19 protein-coding genes are annotated in these 19,290 nt (G+C 43.2%); 2 read left to right on the top strand and 17 right to left on the bottom strand.

Going from position 1 to position 19,290, the window contains the following annotated elements:
- Nucleotides 1–34: 34 nt before the first annotated feature.
- A complete protein-coding gene (locus tag ACUXV2_RS10240) occupies nucleotides 35–724 on the bottom strand; it encodes a FadR/GntR family transcriptional regulator (RefSeq protein WP_446246903.1) in 690 nt (229 codons plus the stop codon).
- A 723-nt stretch (nucleotides 725–1,447) separates the two neighbouring features.
- On the opposite strand from ACUXV2_RS10240, the gene ACUXV2_RS10245 reads away from it, so the two are divergent.
- Nucleotides 1,448–2,242, top strand: coding sequence for a sporulation protein (locus tag ACUXV2_RS10245; protein WP_446246904.1), 795 nt, complete (start codon nucleotides 1,448–1,450; stop codon nucleotides 2,240–2,242).
- 73 nt (nucleotides 2,243–2,315) lie between these two features.
- Here the strand turns inward: ACUXV2_RS10245 and ACUXV2_RS10250 are convergent, their stop codons facing one another.
- The 16 genes from ACUXV2_RS10250 to ACUXV2_RS10325 all read right to left on the bottom strand — a co-directional run bounded on the left by ACUXV2_RS10250 (nucleotide 2,316) and on the right by ACUXV2_RS10325 (nucleotide 18,376).
- Nucleotides 2,316–3,215, bottom strand: a complete 900-nt coding sequence (locus tag ACUXV2_RS10250; protein WP_446246905.1) for an N-acetylmuramoyl-L-alanine amidase family protein — start codon at nucleotides 3,213–3,215, stop codon at nucleotides 2,316–2,318.
- 135 nt (nucleotides 3,216–3,350) lie between these two features.
- Nucleotides 3,351–3,536: a hypothetical protein gene (locus ACUXV2_RS10255; RefSeq protein WP_446246906.1), complete on the bottom strand. Its 186-nt coding sequence runs from the start codon at nucleotides 3,534–3,536 to the stop codon at nucleotides 3,351–3,353.
- Nucleotides 3,537–3,589: 53 nt separating this feature from the next.
- Nucleotides 3,590–4,363 carry a Cof-type HAD-IIB family hydrolase gene (locus tag ACUXV2_RS10260; protein WP_446246907.1) on the bottom strand — a complete coding sequence of 258 codons (774 nt, stop codon included), beginning with the start codon at nucleotides 4,361–4,363 and terminating at the stop codon, nucleotides 3,590–3,592.
- Between the two features lie 93 nt (nucleotides 4,364–4,456).
- Nucleotides 4,457–5,164 (bottom strand): HAD family hydrolase, encoded by a 708-nt coding sequence (locus ACUXV2_RS10265; protein ID WP_446246908.1) that lies wholly within the window; start codon nucleotides 5,162–5,164, stop codon nucleotides 4,457–4,459.
- Between the two features lie 113 nt (nucleotides 5,165–5,277).
- The gene (locus ACUXV2_RS10270; protein WP_446246909.1) at nucleotides 5,278–5,832 is read right to left on the bottom strand and encodes a D-glycero-alpha-D-manno-heptose-1,7-bisphosphate 7-phosphatase; all 555 of its coding nucleotides are present in this window, start codon (nucleotides 5,830–5,832) and stop codon (nucleotides 5,278–5,280) included.
- 13 nt (nucleotides 5,833–5,845) lie between these two features.
- A complete protein-coding gene (locus ACUXV2_RS10275) occupies nucleotides 5,846–6,694 on the bottom strand; it encodes a protein phosphatase 2C domain-containing protein (protein ID WP_446246910.1) in 849 nt (282 codons plus the stop codon).
- Nucleotides 6,695–6,721: 27 nt separating this feature from the next.
- On the bottom strand, nucleotides 6,722–7,183 hold the full coding sequence (locus tag ACUXV2_RS10280; RefSeq protein ID WP_446246911.1) for a GNAT family N-acetyltransferase: 462 nt from the start codon (nucleotides 7,181–7,183) through the stop codon (nucleotides 6,722–6,724).
- A gap of 66 nt (nucleotides 7,184–7,249) precedes the next feature.
- Nucleotides 7,250–8,008 (bottom strand): AAA family ATPase, encoded by a 759-nt coding sequence (locus ACUXV2_RS10285; protein WP_446246912.1) that lies wholly within the window; start codon nucleotides 8,006–8,008, stop codon nucleotides 7,250–7,252.
- Nucleotides 8,009–8,333: 325 nt separating this feature from the next.
- Nucleotides 8,334–8,972: a 2OG-Fe(II) oxygenase gene (locus tag ACUXV2_RS10290; RefSeq protein ID WP_446247043.1), complete on the bottom strand. Its 639-nt coding sequence runs from the start codon at nucleotides 8,970–8,972 to the stop codon at nucleotides 8,334–8,336.
- A gap of 427 nt (nucleotides 8,973–9,399) precedes the next feature.
- Complete coding sequence (locus ACUXV2_RS10295; protein WP_446246913.1) at nucleotides 9,400–11,487, bottom strand: DUF4179 domain-containing protein; 2,088 nt, start codon at nucleotides 11,485–11,487, stop codon at nucleotides 9,400–9,402.
- Nucleotides 11,488–11,756: 269 nt separating this feature from the next.
- Nucleotides 11,757–12,923, bottom strand: coding sequence for a metallophosphoesterase (locus ACUXV2_RS10300; RefSeq protein ID WP_446246914.1), 1,167 nt, complete (start codon nucleotides 12,921–12,923; stop codon nucleotides 11,757–11,759).
- 131 nt (nucleotides 12,924–13,054) lie between these two features.
- Nucleotides 13,055–14,521: a sodium:solute symporter family protein gene (locus ACUXV2_RS10305; RefSeq protein ID WP_446246915.1), complete on the bottom strand. Its 1,467-nt coding sequence runs from the start codon at nucleotides 14,519–14,521 to the stop codon at nucleotides 13,055–13,057.
- Nucleotides 14,521–14,742 carry a DUF3311 domain-containing protein gene (locus ACUXV2_RS10310; protein WP_446246916.1) on the bottom strand — a complete coding sequence of 74 codons (222 nt, stop codon included), beginning with the start codon at nucleotides 14,740–14,742 and terminating at the stop codon, nucleotides 14,521–14,523. Before ACUXV2_RS10310 ends, ACUXV2_RS10305 begins: the two co-directional genes overlap by 1 nt.
- Complete coding sequence (locus ACUXV2_RS10315) at nucleotides 14,739–16,349, bottom strand: amidohydrolase (RefSeq protein ID WP_446246917.1); 1,611 nt, start codon at nucleotides 16,347–16,349, stop codon at nucleotides 14,739–14,741. Before ACUXV2_RS10315 ends, ACUXV2_RS10310 begins: the two co-directional genes overlap by 4 nt.
- Before the next feature lie 16 nt (nucleotides 16,350–16,365).
- Nucleotides 16,366–17,601: a hydantoinase/carbamoylase family amidase gene (locus ACUXV2_RS10320; RefSeq protein ID WP_446246918.1), complete on the bottom strand. Its 1,236-nt coding sequence runs from the start codon at nucleotides 17,599–17,601 to the stop codon at nucleotides 16,366–16,368.
- A 475-nt stretch (nucleotides 17,602–18,076) separates the two neighbouring features.
- A complete protein-coding gene (locus ACUXV2_RS10325) occupies nucleotides 18,077–18,376 on the bottom strand; it encodes a hypothetical protein (RefSeq protein WP_446246919.1) in 300 nt (99 codons plus the stop codon).
- 161 nt (nucleotides 18,377–18,537) lie between these two features.
- Here ACUXV2_RS10325 and ACUXV2_RS10330 point away from each other — a divergent pair, with 161 nt between their 5' ends.
- Complete coding sequence (locus tag ACUXV2_RS10330; RefSeq protein ID WP_446246920.1) at nucleotides 18,538–19,260, top strand: 3-ketoacyl-ACP reductase; 723 nt, start codon at nucleotides 18,538–18,540, stop codon at nucleotides 19,258–19,260.
- Nucleotides 19,261–19,290: the final 30 nt, after the last annotated feature.

Raw genomic sequence — 19,290 nt, forward strand, 5'->3', positions numbered from 1 at the left:
ACCGTTCCTGAAATAGGGTTAAAAAAGAAACGACTTATGTATGGATAAGTACGTTATTCATTAATACCTTTTCAACGTAGTCCAAATGATGAGTGATGCTCTCCTTGGCTGTATGTGGATCTCTGGATTGAATCGATTGGAATATCCAATCGTGCTGTTCGTTGATCTGAGTCGAAACCTCTTCCTGGCTTTGGATATGATGATGAACATCAATCATCGCTTTCCTGGTTGCGACTGAAATGAACTCCATCAACTGCACGACAATCTGATTGCCTGTTATACGGGCAATCTTCATATGAAATTCGTAATCGGCTTCCCACTCGTTTCCGGTTTTTTGAGTAAGCAGGGTTTTTAGGATCAGTACGTCTTCTTCATCCCTCTTTTCTGCTGCAATTTCCGCCAGTCCTGGTTCGAGCATTTTTCTTACTTGGAATAGTTCCCTGATGTCATTCGTGTCTGGAAGCATCAAATGAGAAGCAAAGAGGCTCGTAGAATCGAACCCACAAACATACGCGCCTTCCCCCTGTTTTACCTGCACGATGCCCTTCCCCTTTAGGGTCGTCATCGCATCCCGGACCGCCGACCTCCCAACCTCGAACATCTCGCAAAGCTCACGGACGGAAGGAAGCTTCTCACCCGTTTTGAACATCCCCGACTGGATCATCCCTTCAATCTGTTCCTCTACCAATTCGGAAACCTTCTTCGTGGAAATCTTACTTTTCATCACTTTCTCACCACCTTTATATGGATTTCCATCTTAAGTTGTCACATATCTGATAAGTTAGCTATGACTCTATTTAAACACCAATATATTGAAATTTCAATTAGTTTTTTGAATTTGGTTAAAATTCAAAAAATATTGATTCAATGGTCCTGTCTTAATAATCCAATCTAAAACGAAGGCCCGTCCCAGCGTGCATTAATGCATTATTGCACGCTGGGACGGGCCTTCGAAAAAGGAAAAATAATAAGTGTCGGACATGGTTCTTTTTCAACACTTTTACTTGCTCTACTACAATCTCCTGTAACATTTCTATTTATTATTATTTAATAGTAAAAAAGGGCAGTCATAACAATCGTCTCTTATACCTGTGCAGGTAGCGATGACCTTTTCTGCATCGTCGCTCCCCTTTGCTACGGAGATTTCAACATTTACATTCTTTTCAGTTCTGCTACATGTACCCGCCATCCGATATATTTCGCATAAGATAAAGATTCCCCCTTTGCTTTCATTAGACGTATACCCAATACAGAAATACGTAAACAAGAATCCAGATGTAATTGATTTGAACTTTTAAGATTTGTGATTCATTATTAAGGATTATTATCCCTCCAGGTGCGTTATTGAGGCAAATGACGCACTTTTTTTGGGGTTTCCTTCCTTATATTTTTTCTCTCGTTCTTATAATCTATGTTACGATGATGGTACAAGAAGGGGGATGAGTTCATGTCTATGTTCAGTAAAGTGATTGCCAGCATCGGGATCGGTTCTGCCACGGTGGACACAAAACTAAAGAGTGCCTACATCCAGCAAGGAGAAACTCTCGAAGGAATCGTGGAGGTCAAGGGAGGAACCACTGATCAAAGAATAGACTCTATAAATCTCAAATTAATGACGATGTACGGGCATGAAGGAAGCGACCGTTTATCTCAGGGTACTGTGGAAGTGCACAAGTTGAATGAACCTTTTACGATTTCGAAGGGGGATCATAAGATCATTCCTTTCTCATTTCAAGTTCCACTGGATACTCCGATAACGATGGTTGATCCGAAGACTCAGAAGAATGTACCGCCGGTATGGATTGACACGGGCATTGATATCAAGAATGCTGTTGATCCCAGGGACAGGGATTTCGTATCTGTAGATCCGACAACCGTTCACGAAAACATCATTGATGCAATCAAGGTCATTGGCTTTAAATTCAGACAGATGGAGAGTCAGAACACACCTCCATGGATCAAATCGAACCGTCCATTTGTTCAGCAATATGAATTTATCCCATCGTATGGTAAATACAGCCGGAAACTGGACGAACTCGAAGTCTACATCCTGCAGGGCGACCGCGAAACAACGATATATTTTGAGATCGATAAGCGGAGCAAAGGCTCGATGGCTGCGCTGAAAGAAAGGCTCAACCTTGACGAACACAGAGGAAGCGTCACCTTCGACAACCAGCAAATCCTCATCAACAGAAGCCGGATAAGCGACACTTTCGAACAGATCATCGATGACGTTCTTTAAATAGTAACGGCCCGCACCAGGGTGCGTTAGCGTACGCTGGTACGGGCCTCTTACATCGGATATCTCAAAGGGATTAACTATTGGACTCGATCCTCACATATTCAGGAGCTGCCGTCACATAATACACATGTCCCCTGGAGTTCCTGACCTCATACATATACGCCCCTTCCACCTTCAGCTTTCTTATGATAAAAGGGAAACCATACTGGTACTTCAATGCCCCGGCACGGTGGACATCATTGAATGTCGGTTTATTATAAAAATCAAGCCCCTCAACACCTCTGTAAATACTCTCAACCCGTTTCCCTATATTGTTTGAAGCAACATGTGTCACATCTGTTTTTTCGAGTGCTTCAACTGACCCTCCGCTTCCTGCCCCTACATATGGAACCCCAAAGTAATCACATATTCCTCGCGCTTGTTCCATAGCAGTTTCTCGCTGAAAATGATCATTAATCATAAGCAATGCTTCTCTCTCATTATCCATGAACCCATTCTCAATCAGCACAGCTGCCTTTTTGAACTCCCTCGTCACATGAAGGTTCTGTTCAATAATCCCGCGATATACCTGCTTCGTCCCTAATCTTAAATAGTTTGCAATAGATTCAGCAAGCCTCCTATCCTTCACATCGTTAAAGTAAATATGAAGAGAATGTCCTTCAGGATCTCTTTTACCGCCATCGAATTTTCCATCATAAGCATTAAAGTGGTTCGACACCATTGCATCTGCTCCCATGGAATTTGCAAGCTCAGTTCGTGACTTTAAAGGAATATCCTCATCACCCGGCGCCGTCAGCAGCGTTCTGAATCCGCACCTTTCGAGTTCAGATTTCAAGAAGAGTGTTACCTTCTCGTTAAACTCATTCTCACGGATTTCCCTCCCAATTGAGTTAATAAACGGTGTCCGTTTCCCGGCTGTCCGCAGGCCATGTCCATCGTCCAAAGCTATCAAATAATCACTAGCTAATGCCATCTAATTCATCTCCCTTCTATTAGTTAAATAGTTAAAACTATTACATTAGGTCACCTAAACACAATAAAAGAGCTGCGGGCTGCAGCTCTTACACAGATATATAAAATGATTCTTCTTTTCAATCGCCATAATTGCTTATGTACCGCTTAATCTTCTCGAAAGATAACGGCATGACAACCACGCCACGACACTGATAAGAAAAGGAATGAAGGCCAGACCAGGCATGACAAATGTCCAATAGAGTATATAGACACTTACAATAAAAATGAACCAGCTGACGACCAATAGAAAGCTGGATGCAAACTCCAGTACTCCCTTCAAACCTACCCCTCCCTAGCTATTACATGCTTATCACAAGCTCAATAATCTTCTGCTTAAATAATTCCAAATTTCTTTAACGCATACTCTATCCCATCTTCACTGGATTTCTTCGTTACGAAATCTGCAACTTTCTTTAAATGATCATGACCATTTCCCATGGCGATCCCAAGGCCCGCCAGCTCCAGCATGTCGATGTCATTTTCCCCATCCCCAAATGCAATCGACTCTGACTTATCAATATTGAAATGTTCCAAGACCTTTAAGATAGCCAAAGATTTAGATACATCTTCTTTTAAAACATTCAATACAAATGGATGCCATCGCTTAAATGTTAGATCAGGAAATCTGCATATGTATTTGTCGACCGTTTCATCATCAGCAAACAGACACATCAGATACACTTCCTTTTTGAATATTTCCTTCTCTACAATTGGATATTCATTTAGTGACAACGTTTCTCTTAGGGCGTCCAATATTCCACTTCCCCTTACCCCATTCATACTGAAGCTTTCCGTATAGAAGGAAAGGCCGTGGTTTTCCACATGAGAGAATTCAACCACTTCCTGGACAATATCCCTATCCATGGCGACCTTATGAAGCACCTCATCCCCGTGTTTTACGAGCGCTCCATTTGCCGAAATAAATGTATCAATCCCCAATTCCCTTATTTCGCTGCACATGGATAACGGCCTCCCTGTTGCTGCTGCCACGATCATTCCTCTATCTTTCAATAATTTGATGGCATTTTTTGTATTTTGTGAAATACTCCCATCGTCGTGATGTGTAATGGTTCCATCGATATCGAAGAACGCGATTTTATAGTTCACCCTGATCACCTTTTTCTTAAAACAATGTATATTATTTTAATCCTCGACTGCTTTAACAAGCTCCTACGATCAATCATTACATCCATTAAATTTCTATTCTTTTAACAATACCGTACGGAGCTCAGTAATTTCTGTAATCACGTCCAAAGGCTTGTGCGCTGTGGGGGGAGACACATTCTTGTTATTCAACCAAATCGCATCCATTCCCATATTAATGGGACAGACTACATCATGAAGCCAGGAGTCACCTATGAAAAGGGTTTGATTCGGCGGCGTATCAAAATGTGTTAACGCTGCTGTGTATATTTCTGGATCAGGCTTTCTGAATCCCAGTTCTTCTGCTTGAAAGATGGTTTCTTTTTGAAACACATTTGAAAGGTTCATGCTTGAAATTTTCTTGATGGGATCATAGAGTGCATTTGTCACTATCCCAAGTTGGTAATCGTTTTGCAACTCGTTCATAAGAGAAGTTACCTGTTCATTCTCTTTGATGGAACTCATGCCTGTTGTTAAGAAATTTTCGTTAAATTCATCAATCGTGTCCAGGTCAGGATAGATATCAAAACAAGAAAACGCATGTTTCCACCTGGCCCTTCTAAATTCAAATGGTGACATTTCACGGTTTTTAAATTTATTTATTAATGGCACCGAACCCCTTAATTTCTCTTGAAGAAACAAATCTGCGTCGATATCTCTGGTCAGCGGATGTGACTTTATGGTTTTTATGACTCCTTCTTTAAACCATTCACTTCCCAGCAGGGTTCCATCTAAATCGAATAAGAGCAAAGTATGTTTTCTCACTTTTCATTCCTCTTTTCATATAGGAAACGCTATTCAACTCTTCTCTAAACAAGGACCTTTACAGGGCTCCAATTGTTGATGTATGTTGTTTATTTCTTTTTAAAAAACCCCCATTACTTCCTACAATCAGAAGCAATCCACCTAGATGCATCCATTAAATCTTCTGCTATGTAATCCGGTTCGATTCCTTCCCAACTTTCCCTGTAGGAAGTAAGGGAGCATTCTCCCCATCCTGTTTTCACCAATACCTTTTTCATTCCAGCTGCACTTGCCGCCACCATATCGGAACTGCCAGTATCGCCTACTACATAGCAATCTTCAAGATTCAAATAATATTTTTCCTTAGCTTTTACAAGCAGCCCTATTTTCGGTTTTTGACATTTGCAACCATCCTCAGGATGATGAGGACAGTAGAAAATATCATCCAGGAAAGCAGAATGTTGAGCTAATTCTTTTCTCATATTTTCAAATCCTTCTAATAAATCCTCTTCAGAAAAGAACCCTCTACCCATTCGGGTCTGGTTGGTGAAAAGGAAGACCATTACCCCTGACTCATTAAGCACTCTGATGGCAGCTGGTGCAAACGGATACATATTAAATTCAAATGGATGCATTCCTCCACCGGTACCGCCAATGGTTCCATCCCTATCCAGAAAAACAGCTTTCATTCCTTTTTCTCCTTTAAAAATGAATCACAATCCCTGCCTTATCATCGCTCTTCTTAAACCGCGGATAAGCAATGCACTCTGAATCTGTTTCTTCCAACTGGATTAGCTCATCTGCATATTGCTCAATGCCATTTTCCAGGATGCTCATTGCGACATGATGCCAGTATGGCCGCCCCTCAGGAATTATTACTTCCGACGGCGGAAACAATCCATCTGTAAGCAGTATGAGATGCTTCAACCCCGCACGGTTGATTTTTCCGTATTCAACATAATCAATGGCCTCAGGTTCGCCGTTCAGGACCCCGTACCCTTTGTCGGTGTTGCTCAGTTGTCTATTCGCGATTAATATTTCTTTCACGTACGGCATGATATCGTCCTTTTTGTTCATTCCCTCTTGGATGCAACGCTTCCATTTTTCAATCGCTGTATGTTCCAAATGTTCGACTTGCAGCCTCGTTAAGGGCCTGACTTCGCCGGTTTGATAAACGGCCAGGATCATGCAATCGCCTGTCTGTATGTACTCCAGCCCTTTTTCTGACAAACACACTGCTGCAAGTGCTGTTCCCCAGAGCTGTTCTTTTCTGTTAGAATCAATTCGATTTTCTTTCATTTTCTCGTATAAGCATTCATTGATCTTTGATAAACCATATCGTAAATCATGCTCAGTTGACGTAAGAGTTTCCAAATATGTTTTTGCCATATTAGAAGCGATATAGCCGCCGGTAAGGTTGTCCTCCGATTTAAACGGGACCAGGGAAGAGACCCCATCAGCGACGCCGAATAAGGAAATGCGTTCATTGATGATGAGCGAGTCTTCGTTTAATTCACCGTCTCCTTTTTTGGTTACATGATTCAATTTCATATTTTCCCGCCTCTCTAGAAGTTTTAGTTAAGCTCTTCTATGTCCGCTTTTCCGTGCCTTTACATACCCATAATAGGAACATGTCCCATTCTCAGATAAATCCTTCACCTCAAAGCCGCATCTCTCATAAAATGAAAAATTGTTTGCTGAAGTATGAGCAAACCAATCACCGTGAGGGAGTTTTTGAACACATATCTCGACAAGTTTTTGTCCGATCCCTTTACCTCTGTATTTTGAGGATACAATTAAGTCCATGATATTCGCAGCCATGATTTGGTCGGAAATCACCCTGACCATACCGATCATTTCATCTTCATCCCAGACGGTAAATGCCCAGGTTGAGTTTTTGAAAATCAACGTGAATTTTTCTTTCTGCCAGTCCGGTGTGTTCCTTACCCATCCCGCATCTTTAAACAGCTCCTCTACTTGATCGGCAGGAACCCCTTCTGTGCCTTCCCTTATGATGAGACCATTGAAATATTGATACATATGTACTCTCCTATCTCTCACTTTTTCAATTAATTAATGAACGAAATATAAAAGCTTGTTCTTCAATCATTCTTCAAACAGATGAACAAGCAGCCGTTCACGATCTTCTATAAATTGCTTCATGAGTGAATAGTGACCGGTATCTTCAAGCCTTGCTTCTGTCATTCCGGACTCAGTCAGTTCAATGATCTTTGCGTCTGGGTATGCCATAAGGATCGGTGAATGAGTGGAAATGATAAACTGTGATCCTTGATTGACCAGTTCATTTATACGTGCGAGCATCGAAAGCTGGCGCAGCGGCGAGAGGGCTGCTTCGGGTTCATCAAGGATGTAAAGCCCATGCCCCCGGAAGCGTTCGGTGAATGCAGCAAAGAATGATTCACCATGCGACTGTTCATGGAGTGACCTGCCTCCAAAAGAATCAATGATCTTTGCGCCAAATGAAGGCTCACTGTCCATTTCTTCTATATTTGAAGCGACATTATAAAACGTTTCAGCCCGGAAAAAGAAGTTGTCCTTTGCTCGTTCTACCCCCTTTATCAGACGGAGATAATGATGCAGCTCAGAATGTGAATCGTAGCTTGAAAAGTTAAAGTTCAGCGTTCCTCCTTCAGGGTTGAACCCCAATGCAATCGCAATTCCTTCAAGCAAAGTGGACTTTCCCATACCATTTTCACCGATGATGTAGGTGACATTGGGGTGAAAGTACAGCTCATTGAAATTCTTCATAACGGGAAGATTAAACGGAAATTGCTTAAATGAGGGGATTTGATCTCTTTTTAGAGTCATTTTACGGATATACTGTGTATCGTGGGATAGTTTCAACGTTAGATCCTTCCTTTCAAATAGGCTGATGCTGCCCACGTTTATCTGTAATTCGATTGATACGTCCTGAATTCCTCTAAGATTCCTTCCATTATTCTGTGAGGAATTATTCTAGAGTATTGTCCCACGTATACCTTTCATCCAATAATCTGTGGATTCCGCTCAAAAATCTTCGAGTTTCACTATTAATCTTTTAGCTTTACCCATTTATCTTTTAGTCTTAACAATTAATCTTTGAGTTTTGTCCAATAATCTATTATTTTTCCATAAAAACCCAAAATATACAACCCTAAAAAAAGCCCTCCCTATTGGAAGAGCTTTCTGCTTATCTATAAACCTTTCTTCTCATCCACTGCGTTGCTGCCCATTTGTCGCCGGTGACGACTGGTCCTCCGCCGTGCAGGGTGAGTTCGTTCAATTCTTGATCATCATAGAAATATTCAAAGTATACGGCCATGCCTTTTTGCGGTGAAACAGAAAAATTCAGTTTAGGGAAGTAGGTTTCGCCGCCTTCCTCAACGTCATTCAGGTACATGACAAGAGTACTGATTCTCGGATTGTTCACCGGTTTTTGTGAAGCCGATCGAAAAAAGTCAAAGTGTGCTTTGTATTCCTGACCTATTTTGTAATTAAGGATTTGAAGCCCTTCCCCGTGTTCAACCGGGATATTCATGATTTGAGAAAGCCTTTTTTCGATTTTGGCCACTTCTTCGTTTTCAGCCTCTTCAAAAAACATGCTGCTGCTTGTCCTTAGATCATCTACGTGACGTGTGTTACCTATTTTTGAGCGGTTCATCCGGTCTTTGGACATTTGAATAAGTGTGTCACATTCCTCATCACTTAAGACATTACCCAAAACGACGATGCATGGTTCTTCCATTTTAGCTATGATTTGAATCTCTCTATCTTCGGTTTTGATTTTATTCCCGACGTGATGAAAAATACTTTGTTCCTTAACAGTCATTTCATTTGTTTCCTTTATCAACTTTCCTCAACCTCTTCACTTTTTTAATATTCCGAATTCTCCAGGAATACAGGTCATCCGGCAGGCTTTACAATCAAGGATACTGAATGCATCAATCGCATGGATGGCAGCAGCTATATTTCTTTTCGTGCCCTGCTGTAAATCAACATTAAGATGAAATTTTTGATTTAATTTTACACCGCGGACGAGGGAAAGAGAAGCATTTTTTTACCCTTCTTAGGACTTATTTGTGACGATATTCGTACAATGAGTTTTACTAATGTACTCCCACAGGGGAATGGAGAACAGTTTTCAAAAAGAAGAGCATTCACTTGTAGACGTGAACACTCTTTTTCATCAAATTAACAATCTCATTTTCTGAATTCTTCCGTGCAGGAGCATATCAGAATTAGAGTAACGCACCTTTTCAATCCAGTTCAATCTTCACCTTTTCATTTAAATATTTCGTTGTATTATATCCTTCGATCACTAGCTTGGTCGGTATTACTTTATCCCCGGAAGTGTCATTAAAGAGTTCAAAGCTTTGAACGGTATGGAAATAGCGCGGCTGGTCCAGTTCCTCAAACCTGTAAGGCCCTTTGCTGATATCATATTCCTTTCCGTTTTTATCAACAAGGACCCCTTCTGAATTCATCCCCATTGACATCGAAATATTATCATTTTCATTCTGCTTCTCCCCGGTAACGTGGAACTGAAGCGATTCGTATTCCCTGTCTTTCAAATCATGGTTACTGATGACGACTTTGGTAGGGAAACCTACTTCCACCTTGTCGATTGAGATGGTACTTCCCAGGTACTCAAAGGTTTGGGGATATTTCTGGTCAGGATCAAGTTCAATGGTTTTTGGATCTTGGACTGTCAAATGCATGGATCCAAACCGGACATCCAGCTCCTTCACATTTTCACCATATAAAGATTCAAACTGTGTTCGAAGTGTATTCCAATCCATATTTCCAGGTGCCTCCACGTAGTTACTACCATACAAATCGGCTTTCAGTTTCTTATCACCCGCTTGTAAGCTATCAAAGTTGAGCATAGCAATTTGTTTTTCAGGCTGCTCATGTTTAAAGCTATATTGCAGGATAGTCGCTGTGGGAGCAATGATGAGTTTGTCTAATCGAACAGGGATGCCTTCAATTTCTGTTTCTTGATTCAATTCATGTTTAACTGAGGATTGTTTTGTCACCGGAATCTTGAAATTCCAATCTCCATGAGCAAATTCCATTTCCCCTGAAGCCCAAGGACTTAATTCACCAGAATCATCAGGATCCTGAATCAGCTTTTGAAGTCTTGTGATTTTCAATTCAACGGTCGCGTTATCCCCGGTGAGAGGCAGCAAATTCATCTTACCCTGATACACGTTCTTTTCACCATGACTATCCGTTTGGGTGACTGGCGGTGCGTACCTTGGCGAAGCTGCGCGGTCCATGATTTCACCTTCATTCTGTACGAAAACCCCATCATGGACATTCATAGCATATTGATTGTCTTTTTTCGTATCGGTGATTTCATAAAAGACAAGTGTCTGAACATCATCGGCAATCACACCTTTGATTCTGATTATCACGCCTTCACTTTCGGCCTCCAAGTTCAGACGTTCTCCAAGGTCATTCTGAAGAAAGGTTCGTAACTCCTCCTGGTCTTCTGTCCATGTATAGTAGAGGCTGCTGAAGCTTCCAGTGACAAAACCTGTACACAGTAACAAAGCAAACACACCTGCAAACGCAAGCCCAATATGATTACGCTTTTTTTTCTTCTGCTGCCTGCGTTTTTCTTTTTCCATCAGTCGATGTTTCACCTTCTCCATGAAACCCGATGGAACTTGAAAATCTTCAGTGATTCCAGTAAGAGTCAGCATGACATCCTGAAATGCAGCAAGATCCTCTTGGCAGTTCTGGCAATGATAGATATGTACCTCAAATTCAACTTTTTCCGGACGTTCGAGGGTTCTACCTAAATAATCGATATATTTCTTATGGTATTCCCGACAGCCTGCGAAGTGTGAACCGTAACCCAGTTCTTTTCTTAACGACTGGATTCCGGAAAATACCCAGTCCTTCACCGCTTCTACACTAACCTGAAGAATACGGGATGAATCTTCTAAAGAAAATCCCTTTAGGTATGTCAACGCAATTGCTTCTTTTTCTTCCGTTTTTAATTGATCCAGAGCACCGAATACATCCTGCCTCGGTTCAGTTCTCTTTGTATCTGACATATGATCCTCTTTTGAGAGCTCGCGGCAGGACTGTATAAAAACAGAAGAAGTCCATGTTTCAAATGGAGTCTCCTTTATAGAACGCGGCATCCCTTCATGCGCGGCAGTGATGGCACGGAAGAAAAGTTCCTCCATTTGCTGCTGGTTCCTGAGATACGACCAGCCAAGTGTATAAAACGATTGCTGATGCCGCTCAAACCAATCAATGATGGACTCCATGTCCTTTTCTCTGATCCTGCTGATCAGGAAGGGATCTGTTTTTGATGTTGCTCGAATCATCTATGCCTTCCCTCCAAATGACGAAATAGTAAGAAAATACTTTATATAAGACTATGTTACCATATTCATCCATTGGTAGTAATACTAGTTTCTAAATAGAGACTGAACTTTTATGATCTGAGGAGTCCTCCCCCGTTTACCAATGAACTCGAGCTCCTGACGCGCAATTAACCGTTCTTACCCAACTGGAAATGGTAGATATTCGGATCCTGTATTAATGAGTCACCCTCTAATGAATCCCAATAAACTAATTATCCATCATCTTAGTGTCAGACATAGGATTTTTCATTTGAATGCACGTGACGAATCAAGTTAAGATCATTTTTATCGCCATTATTAAACTCTTGGAGAATGCCTTTAGGAACCCATCCTGCCATCCCATCTTTTTTGATCAAATCAAATCCAGTACACTTATCGTCTATCAAGGATACGGTGTCCCCCTTTTTCACGTTGATCTGTGCACAGGAAATGTCCGAATTCGCAGTGAAAAAGCCCTTTTCATCTCTGTGAATATACTCTTTCTTCACGTATAGCATTTCATTGGTCGATCCCTGCCTGCAAAGGGTGAAGTGTTCATATTCCTGCAGTGGTTCAAGCTCATATGAAGGGTATGAGATAGATCCGGTTATGACTGAGTCCGATTGAAACTCTTCTATCACTTCATATGAAGGAAACTTGTCAGTATACGTATACGAAAATACATCTCCATCAGCTCTCCTATCAATGACAAAGGCATTCAGCTGACCCGTATTTTTTATGATGTTCCCGCCATCGATTGCAATGATTTTTTTTGTTTCGTCAATGATGGGATTATAGGAAGGTATGGTCGAAGTATAGTTTACAACCGGCCAGTGACCGACTATTACATATTTGTCTGCTGCATGTGATTGATTAAGGAACGCTCGTAAAGTAATGGCCGTTATCCTGTCAGTGTCTTTCCAATCTTCTTTCTCAGCAAGACCTGCATGTACAAATATATAGTCACCTGTTTCTATCGCAGTCGGTAATTCCGTTAACCACTTCATTTCTTCTGAAAAGTGATGTGTCAAGTGTTCCTTTATCTCCTGGATCGTTGTCCCTTCGTTTATTGAAAATCCAATTTTCCGGAGCCATTCATGAATGATGGAATGCTTTCTCGCAGTCAAATAGTTTAGTAATTTTGGGTTTTCTTCCAATAGATCTTCCACCAACGTATCACAATTGCCTTCTGTGACATATACGTTTGGGTGGCTGGCTGAAAGTTCCATTATGTACCGTACAACTCCATGACTGTTGCTCCCTTTTTCACATAAATCACCATTGATGATCAGGTAGTCTTCTTGCCTGAACTGCACTTTTTCCAATAACTCTTCAAAAAGTTTCAATTCCCCGTGGATATCAGAGATAACTATGACTCTTACAGTGTCAGGTATGATTAAGTGTTTGATTTTGTTCACTTAGGAACACTCCTTTTATCTAACTCCTTTGTCTCTGTTTGATTTTAACATGAATTTCCTGGAAATTTATCAGAATATAAAAAACGGGCGGAAACCTCTAGGTTTCCGCCCGTTTTATGGTGTTCCATTTATTAACCGATATTTCGATACTCCTCTGCCATCTCCACGCTTTTCTGCTGGGTGAATGCGCTGACAGTGACAACGATGATGATGTTGCAGATCAGACCAAGGATGCCGGCATGGATATCAAATGGTGTGGTTTCTGCAACGAGCTGGAAGTAATAGTTGACGAAAGTACCGACGACGAGGCCAGTAATGACGGCCGGTCCGGTCACTTTTTTCGAATAAAGGGCACCGTAGACGCCAGGTGCGAATTGTACGATGGATCCATACGCCCCGAGAAGCAGGGCGATTAGTCCCTGTCCCCCGAATACTGTGATGATATAGGCAAGTCCGCCGACTACGAAGACGCCTGCTCTCATCAGGAATAACGTTGTTTTATCCGGAAGATTCGGTTTCATGTTCTTTATGACCCCGTCCGTGAATTCCAGTGAAGCACTGTGCGTGATGGCATCGGCAGTGGACATGGCAGCCGCCAGAGCTCCTGCACCTACTAGTCCGTATACCCAGCCTGGAAGGCTGAGGACGGTGGTGATCAAATAAGGGAGAATTTCATCCGGTGCCCCGATATCAGCTGGGTTGACAACGTTGACTGCTGAGAAACCAACAAATAATAGCGGAATCAGGAAAAGTGCAAACACCGGATATACCAACACCGTCTTTTTGATTGTACGGGCATTGGAAGCATACGATTTCGAGAATAGATGCGGCCACATCAAAAATCCTATAAGTGACACAAGGATCGTTGTTGTATAAGCTGTCCCTGACATGGTCGATCCTTCATTTCCGATTTCCAGAAGTTGAGGGTTATCCTGGACAAGGTTCGTGAACATCTCCCCTACACTGCCATGCAGCTGCTTGACGATGGCCAATCCTACTACCCAGGAAATGATGATCATCAAAAGTCCCTGAAAGACATCCGACCAGGCAGCTGCACGAAGTCCTCCTGTTGCGACATAGACAACTACAATCCCATACGCCAGCAGGGCGCCAAGCCAAAGCGGGATCCGTCCTTCCGTCATGATATTGAATATGTACGCCATCCCTTTCATTTGAGTGGCCAAGTACTGAATGGAGGCCAGGAGCGCTATGACCCCGATCAGGATTGGCAGCGTCTTCCCGCCGTAACGTTTTTTCATAAAGCCTGCTACCGTGTATATATTGAACTTGCGGCCGATTTTCCCGATTTTTGGACCAATTATATACCACGGGAGAATGGCAAATGCGGTATAAGTTAAAATATAAAGTGCCGGGGCGCCTTTGGAATATGCCCATCCGGGAGCTCCGAGGAATGAAAAGGCACTGAATACTGCCCCTCCCATCAGGAACCACATCACGATAAGTCCTAGTCCCCCTCCTGCAACCGTAAACTCATCAAGTGAATTCTTGTCATGACCTCTTCCCGCCATCACACCCACGATGAGTGCAATCACCAGGTAGCCGATCATCATGATCATTGCAATCTGCCAATCTGCCATCAGTTTACCCCCTCTTCATCTTTGTCTGGATCGATCCGGTAAAGTGCCAGTACGATCAGAAAGGTGATGATGATCCAAAGGATCACCCAGAACACCGAGAATGGCATGCCCATTACAACCGGTGTGGCTCTATTCCCTATAGAAAACAAAGGGAAGATGAGTAGCAGAAACGGAATACCTAGAGAAATACAATATAGTTTAGTAAAAGTGCTTTTGCTCATATGACGCCCTCCTTTTTCGATGCGAATTCGATTTTTCCATCCAAGATGGTCAACTCCACTCTCAACTCTCTCAATCTTTCAGGATCACAAGTTAGAATTGAACCATTCAAGACAACAAGATCTGCAAGCTTTCCTGGTTCTATGCTGCCTTTCATGTGGTCTTCGAAGCTTGCATAAGCCCCGTTCCAAGTATAGGCCCTGATCGCTTCTTGTACGGTGATCCGCTGGCCAGCTCCTACCACATTACCTGATTTACTCTTTCGGGTGACTGCCGTGTAAATACCATGAAGCGGATCCACCGAAGTAATCGGGCTGTCTGAACCGATGGCAAAAGGGATGTTCATGTCTGAAAAGCTCCTTAAGGGGAACATGACGTCCACCCTCTCACCATAATCCTTTATGTATCCATCACCGAATTCATAAATGAAGGCGGGATTGGGGATCGGAATGATATTCAGGTCTTTCATTTGACTGAGAAGATCCTGAGGGGTCATACATGAATGTTCGATACGGTGGCGGTGATTACTGACCGGTTTCTTTTCCAGGGCGGATCTTATGGCTCCGATCATCATATCAACCGCCTCGTCCCCTATGGCATGGGCCGTGATTTGCCAACCAGCTAGATGCGCTTTTCCAAGCGACTCATTCAATTCTTCCTGATTTAAGTAAAGAATCCCCGAATCATCCGGATTGCTCGTATAAGGCTCCCTCGTTTTGGCGGTCGGTCCGCTGCTGCTTCCATCGATGAAGACCTTGGCTGCACCGATTTTCATCCATTCGTCACCGAGGCCTGTCCCAATCCCGCTTTCAAGTCCCTTCTCGACCATTCCCGGAGAATCATGCAGCGATCCGTATAGCGCATAGATTCTTTGTTTTATAAGCTTTGATTCAACAGCTTTTTGAAGGAAGCGGATGTGTCCGGGTCCATACCCTCCTGCATCATGGACACTGGTTATCCCTTTTTCCAAATAATCTTCAGATGCGAGGGAAAGCCCCCTGTACACCTCATCCTCTGAATAGTTGGCAAAAAGAAACATGTTCATATGTGCTGATTCCAACAAAAGACCTGTCGGTTCCCCGGCATCTCTGACATATTTACCGCCGGCCGGGTCAACAGATTTGGAGTCGATCCCCGCAAGTTCCAGCGCTTTGCTGTTCACACATGAAATATGTCCGCATGTACGGACAACGATGATCGGATGCTCGGTTGACACCTGATCGAGGTCCCACCTGGTTAAATGCCTTCTTTCATCGAAATGGTTCTGATTATAGCCCCATCCCCTGATCCATTCACCTTTTGGAGTCGATTTCGCTTTTTCTTTCAGTTTCCCAAGAAGTTCATGAATGTTGGTCGCTTCTTTGGCATTCACCCCGAGCCTGTTTGTACCATAGAGCTCAAGATGTGCGTGTGAATCGATGAATCCGGGCAGGATGCTTCTGCCCTCTAGATTCACGATCTTTGTTTGTTCATTTGCAAGTGCCAGGATTTCTTCATTCGTCCCAACAGAAAGAATTTTATTCCCCCGAAGGGCAACCGCTTCACTTACAGAAAATTCAGAATCGACAGTGACCACTTCTCCATATACAAAGAGCATTGTGGTGCTCACTTCAACACCTCCTATGTTATGACTGGCTGATGCGTACGGCTGTTGCATACAGCAGGTGCACGCCTTTTTCAATGTCTTCCATTTCTGCGAACTCAAGTGGATTGTGGCTGATCCCTTTTTCACAACGGACGAAGATCATCCCATAATCACTTATATAGGACATGATCAACGCATCATGGAAGGGACCGCTCATCAAGGTCGGTGAATCGAAGCCAAGTTTCCCATCTTCCTCTTTCATGATGTCTTTGAGCCAATCCGCACAATACCTCGGTTCACTGCGGGTATCTTCTTTAATCTCATATTTTAAGTTGTGAGTTGCTGCAGTCTCTTCAATGATTTTATAAAGCTTTTCTTCCAGCTTGGTACGTGCTGCAAGATCGATATCACGAAGGTCGACAGTGAACTCCACTTTCTCGGCAATGATGTTCCTTGAGTTCGGAAAGACCTGCATACTGCCGACCGTTCCCACTGTCGTTTCAGTACCTTCCGATTTGACAAGGTCATCGAATTTCCGGATGACTTCAGATGCGCCGACAAGGGCGTCCTGCCTCATCGGCATCGGAACGGATCCAGCGTGTCCTGCAAACCCTTCAAGTGTGACCGTCAGCCAGATTGGGCCCGAAATGCCGGATACGATGCCAACCGGCTTGTTTTTTTTCTCAAGGACTGGCCCTTGTTCGATATGTAACTCCAGGAATGCAGCGATATCCCCTTTTTGATAAACAGGGCTCTGGGAAAGATCTGGCTCGACGCCAAATTCCTTCAGTGCTTCCCTTCTCGTGACTCCCTGTTTGTCCTTTCGTTCGAGTTCTCCTTCTTCAAGCATTCCAGCCAAGCCCCGGACACCAAAGATCCCTTTGTTAAACCGGCTGCCCTCTTCATCGGAGAAGCAGATTACTTCTATGGTTCGCTGGGGCGTAATGCCATTCTCCTTCATACTGTGGACGACTTCGATTGCGCCGAGTGCCCCCGCCGTGCCGTCGAATCTTCCACCATATGGCTGAGAATCGATATGTGAGCCGAGTATTAAGATGGGCTTGTCTGGTTGTGACCCTTCAATTCTTCCAATCAAGTTCCCGAATCCGTCGATTTTTGTGGCCAGGCCGGCTTCTTCCATCCATCCTTTAACGACTTCCACAGCTTGGCGGTCTTCCTTTGAATGAGCCAGACGACAAACGCCTGTTTCACCGATTTTGCCTATTTCAGCAAGTTTTTCGAGATGCTGCTTTAAGCGCTCTCTATTGATTGACATGAATTGAATCCCCCTTCATTCCGTGCTGGACAGTCTGCTTAGTTTTATAAAGCAAGTACCGTCCGACTGATATTTATTGATGGACTTACAGATAAGTTTATGTCGAAAAAGCTTACTATTCATTAGACATTGTGTCTATGAAAGTGTGAGGAACCCTTACACAACGTCAAGAAGAGGGAATATTCGGAAAATAAATTGTACACTCCACACTACTTTCTGTATACCGCTCACCTCCTGCCTACTTGGAATTGCCCGGTGATCCCCCTTTAGTGTTAGGTTCTATACGGAGGGAAAATTGTCCTTCCCCAGCTCCAAAAATGAAGCAATTGACTCAAATACACCACCTGACCGAAAAATGGATGAAAGAACCTCAGAATGATCCCTATCTTATTAATCTCACCAGCAATACCTCTCCTTGGCATTCATAGTAAAAAGCCTTTCACTCTTTTGCTCATAGAGAGTGAAAGGCTTTTACTTATGGTTTCTTCTTATGTTTAAACACTGCCTTAGCTGTGTTCTTTAGTACTTTAGAAGAAGTGTCGACCGTTTTACCGACTACATCATTCCCTGTAGTTGAGACATTTTTGATAACATCGGATGTCGCATCCGCCGCTTTCCCCACAAGTCCGCCCTTTCCTGAAACGGTTTTGACAATATCGTTTGTGCTGTCAACCGCTTTATGGACTAGGTCATTTGCCTGGCTGCTCGCGTTCTTGATGACATTTTCTCTTTTCTTCTGTTCTGAGATTGCAATCCCCTCCTTGTGATGATTCATTAATACTTATGTCGGGCTTGGTGTCATTATTCGTTAAATCATCGTTGTCGAAGTGTGCTTCAGATGAGTATTCAAAACTGAGAAAAGGTAGATTATTTGCTTCTCTCCCCCCATCCCCCGTACACTTAGGTTAGATAGACAAATTGAAAGGAGCGTCGATGATGGCACAATCGATCAAAGGAAAAATCGCATATATTACAGGAGCCGGCAGGGGTATTGGAAGAGCTGCGGCATTGGAGCTTGCACGTGAAGGAGTTCACCTAGGGTTGATAGCGAGGACTGAAAGCGCTTTGGAACAAGTTGCGGAGGAAGCAAGATCGCTAGGTGTGAATGCCAGATTCGCTGCAGCGGATATTTCGGAAATGGAACAAGTGGAGAAAGCCGTTTCTTCGCTTGAAAACGACTTGGGTCCAGCGGATATCCTCATAAACAACGCTGGAATAGGTACATACGGTAAGTTCCTAGAAATAGATCCTGCAGATTGGAAGAGAACGTTCGAGGTGAATGTGTTCGGGACGTATCATGTCACGCGTGCCGTCCTGCCTCAGCTCATAGCGAAAAACCGCGGGGACATCATCAATATTTCATCAAGCAGCGGATTGAAAGGCACTGCGAACAGCACAGCATACAGTGGATCAAAGTTTGCTGTTCAAGGTATGACGGAAGCACTGATGCAGGAAGTCCGAAAGAATAATATCCGTGTGATGACCCTTAACCCTAGCCTGGTCGCAACAGACCTGACCTTTGGGGACAAGCTGGATGAAGCGGACAAGGAGAAATATATGCAGCCTGAGGACCTGGCAGAGCATATGGTGGCTCAGCTGAAGCTGCATCCAAGAATATTCATCAAGCAGTCGCTGCAGTGGGCGACGAATCCGTTTTGAGAACAGAAAGAACGACTCGTTCCTTTTTGG

This window comes from Rossellomorea sp. NS-SX7, from assembly GCF_052828565.1.

Bases quoted from the DNA above. Each gene is read 5' to 3' on its own strand.
- ACUXV2_RS10240 (WP_446246903.1), bottom strand. From the start codon at position 724: ATGAAAAGTAAGATTTCCACGAAGAAGGTTTCCGAATTGGTAGAGGAA.
- ACUXV2_RS10245 (WP_446246904.1), top strand. From the start codon at position 1,448: ATGTCTATGTTCAGTAAAGTGATTGCCAGCATCGGGATCGGTTCTGCC.
- ACUXV2_RS10250 (WP_446246905.1), bottom strand. From the start codon at position 3,215: ATGGCATTAGCTAGTGATTATTTGATAGCTTTGGACGATGGACATGGC.
- ACUXV2_RS10270 (WP_446246909.1), bottom strand. From the start codon at position 5,832: ATGAAAGCTGTTTTTCTGGATAGGGATGGAACCATTGGCGGTACCGGT.
- ACUXV2_RS10275 (WP_446246910.1), bottom strand. From the start codon at position 6,694: ATGAAATTGAATCATGTAACCAAAAAAGGAGACGGTGAATTAAACGAA.
- ACUXV2_RS10280 (WP_446246911.1), bottom strand. From the start codon at position 7,183: ATGTATCAATATTTCAATGGTCTCATCATAAGGGAAGGCACAGAAGGG.
- ACUXV2_RS10290 (WP_446247043.1), bottom strand. From the start codon at position 8,972: ATGACTGTTAAGGAACAAAGTATTTTTCATCACGTCGGGAATAAAATC.
- ACUXV2_RS10295 (WP_446246913.1), bottom strand. From the start codon at position 11,487: ATGATTCGAGCAACATCAAAAACAGATCCCTTCCTGATCAGCAGGATC.
- ACUXV2_RS10305 (WP_446246915.1), bottom strand. From the start codon at position 14,521: ATGGCAGATTGGCAGATTGCAATGATCATGATGATCGGCTACCTGGTG.
- ACUXV2_RS10310 (WP_446246916.1), bottom strand. From the start codon at position 14,742: ATGAGCAAAAGCACTTTTACTAAACTATATTGTATTTCTCTAGGTATT.
- ACUXV2_RS10320 (WP_446246918.1), bottom strand. From the start codon at position 17,601: ATGTCAATCAATAGAGAGCGCTTAAAGCAGCATCTCGAAAAACTTGCT.
- ACUXV2_RS10325 (WP_446246919.1), bottom strand. From the start codon at position 18,376: ATGAATCATCACAAGGAGGGGATTGCAATCTCAGAACAGAAGAAAAGA.
- ACUXV2_RS10330 (WP_446246920.1), top strand. From the start codon at position 18,538: ATGGCACAATCGATCAAAGGAAAAATCGCATATATTACAGGAGCCGGC.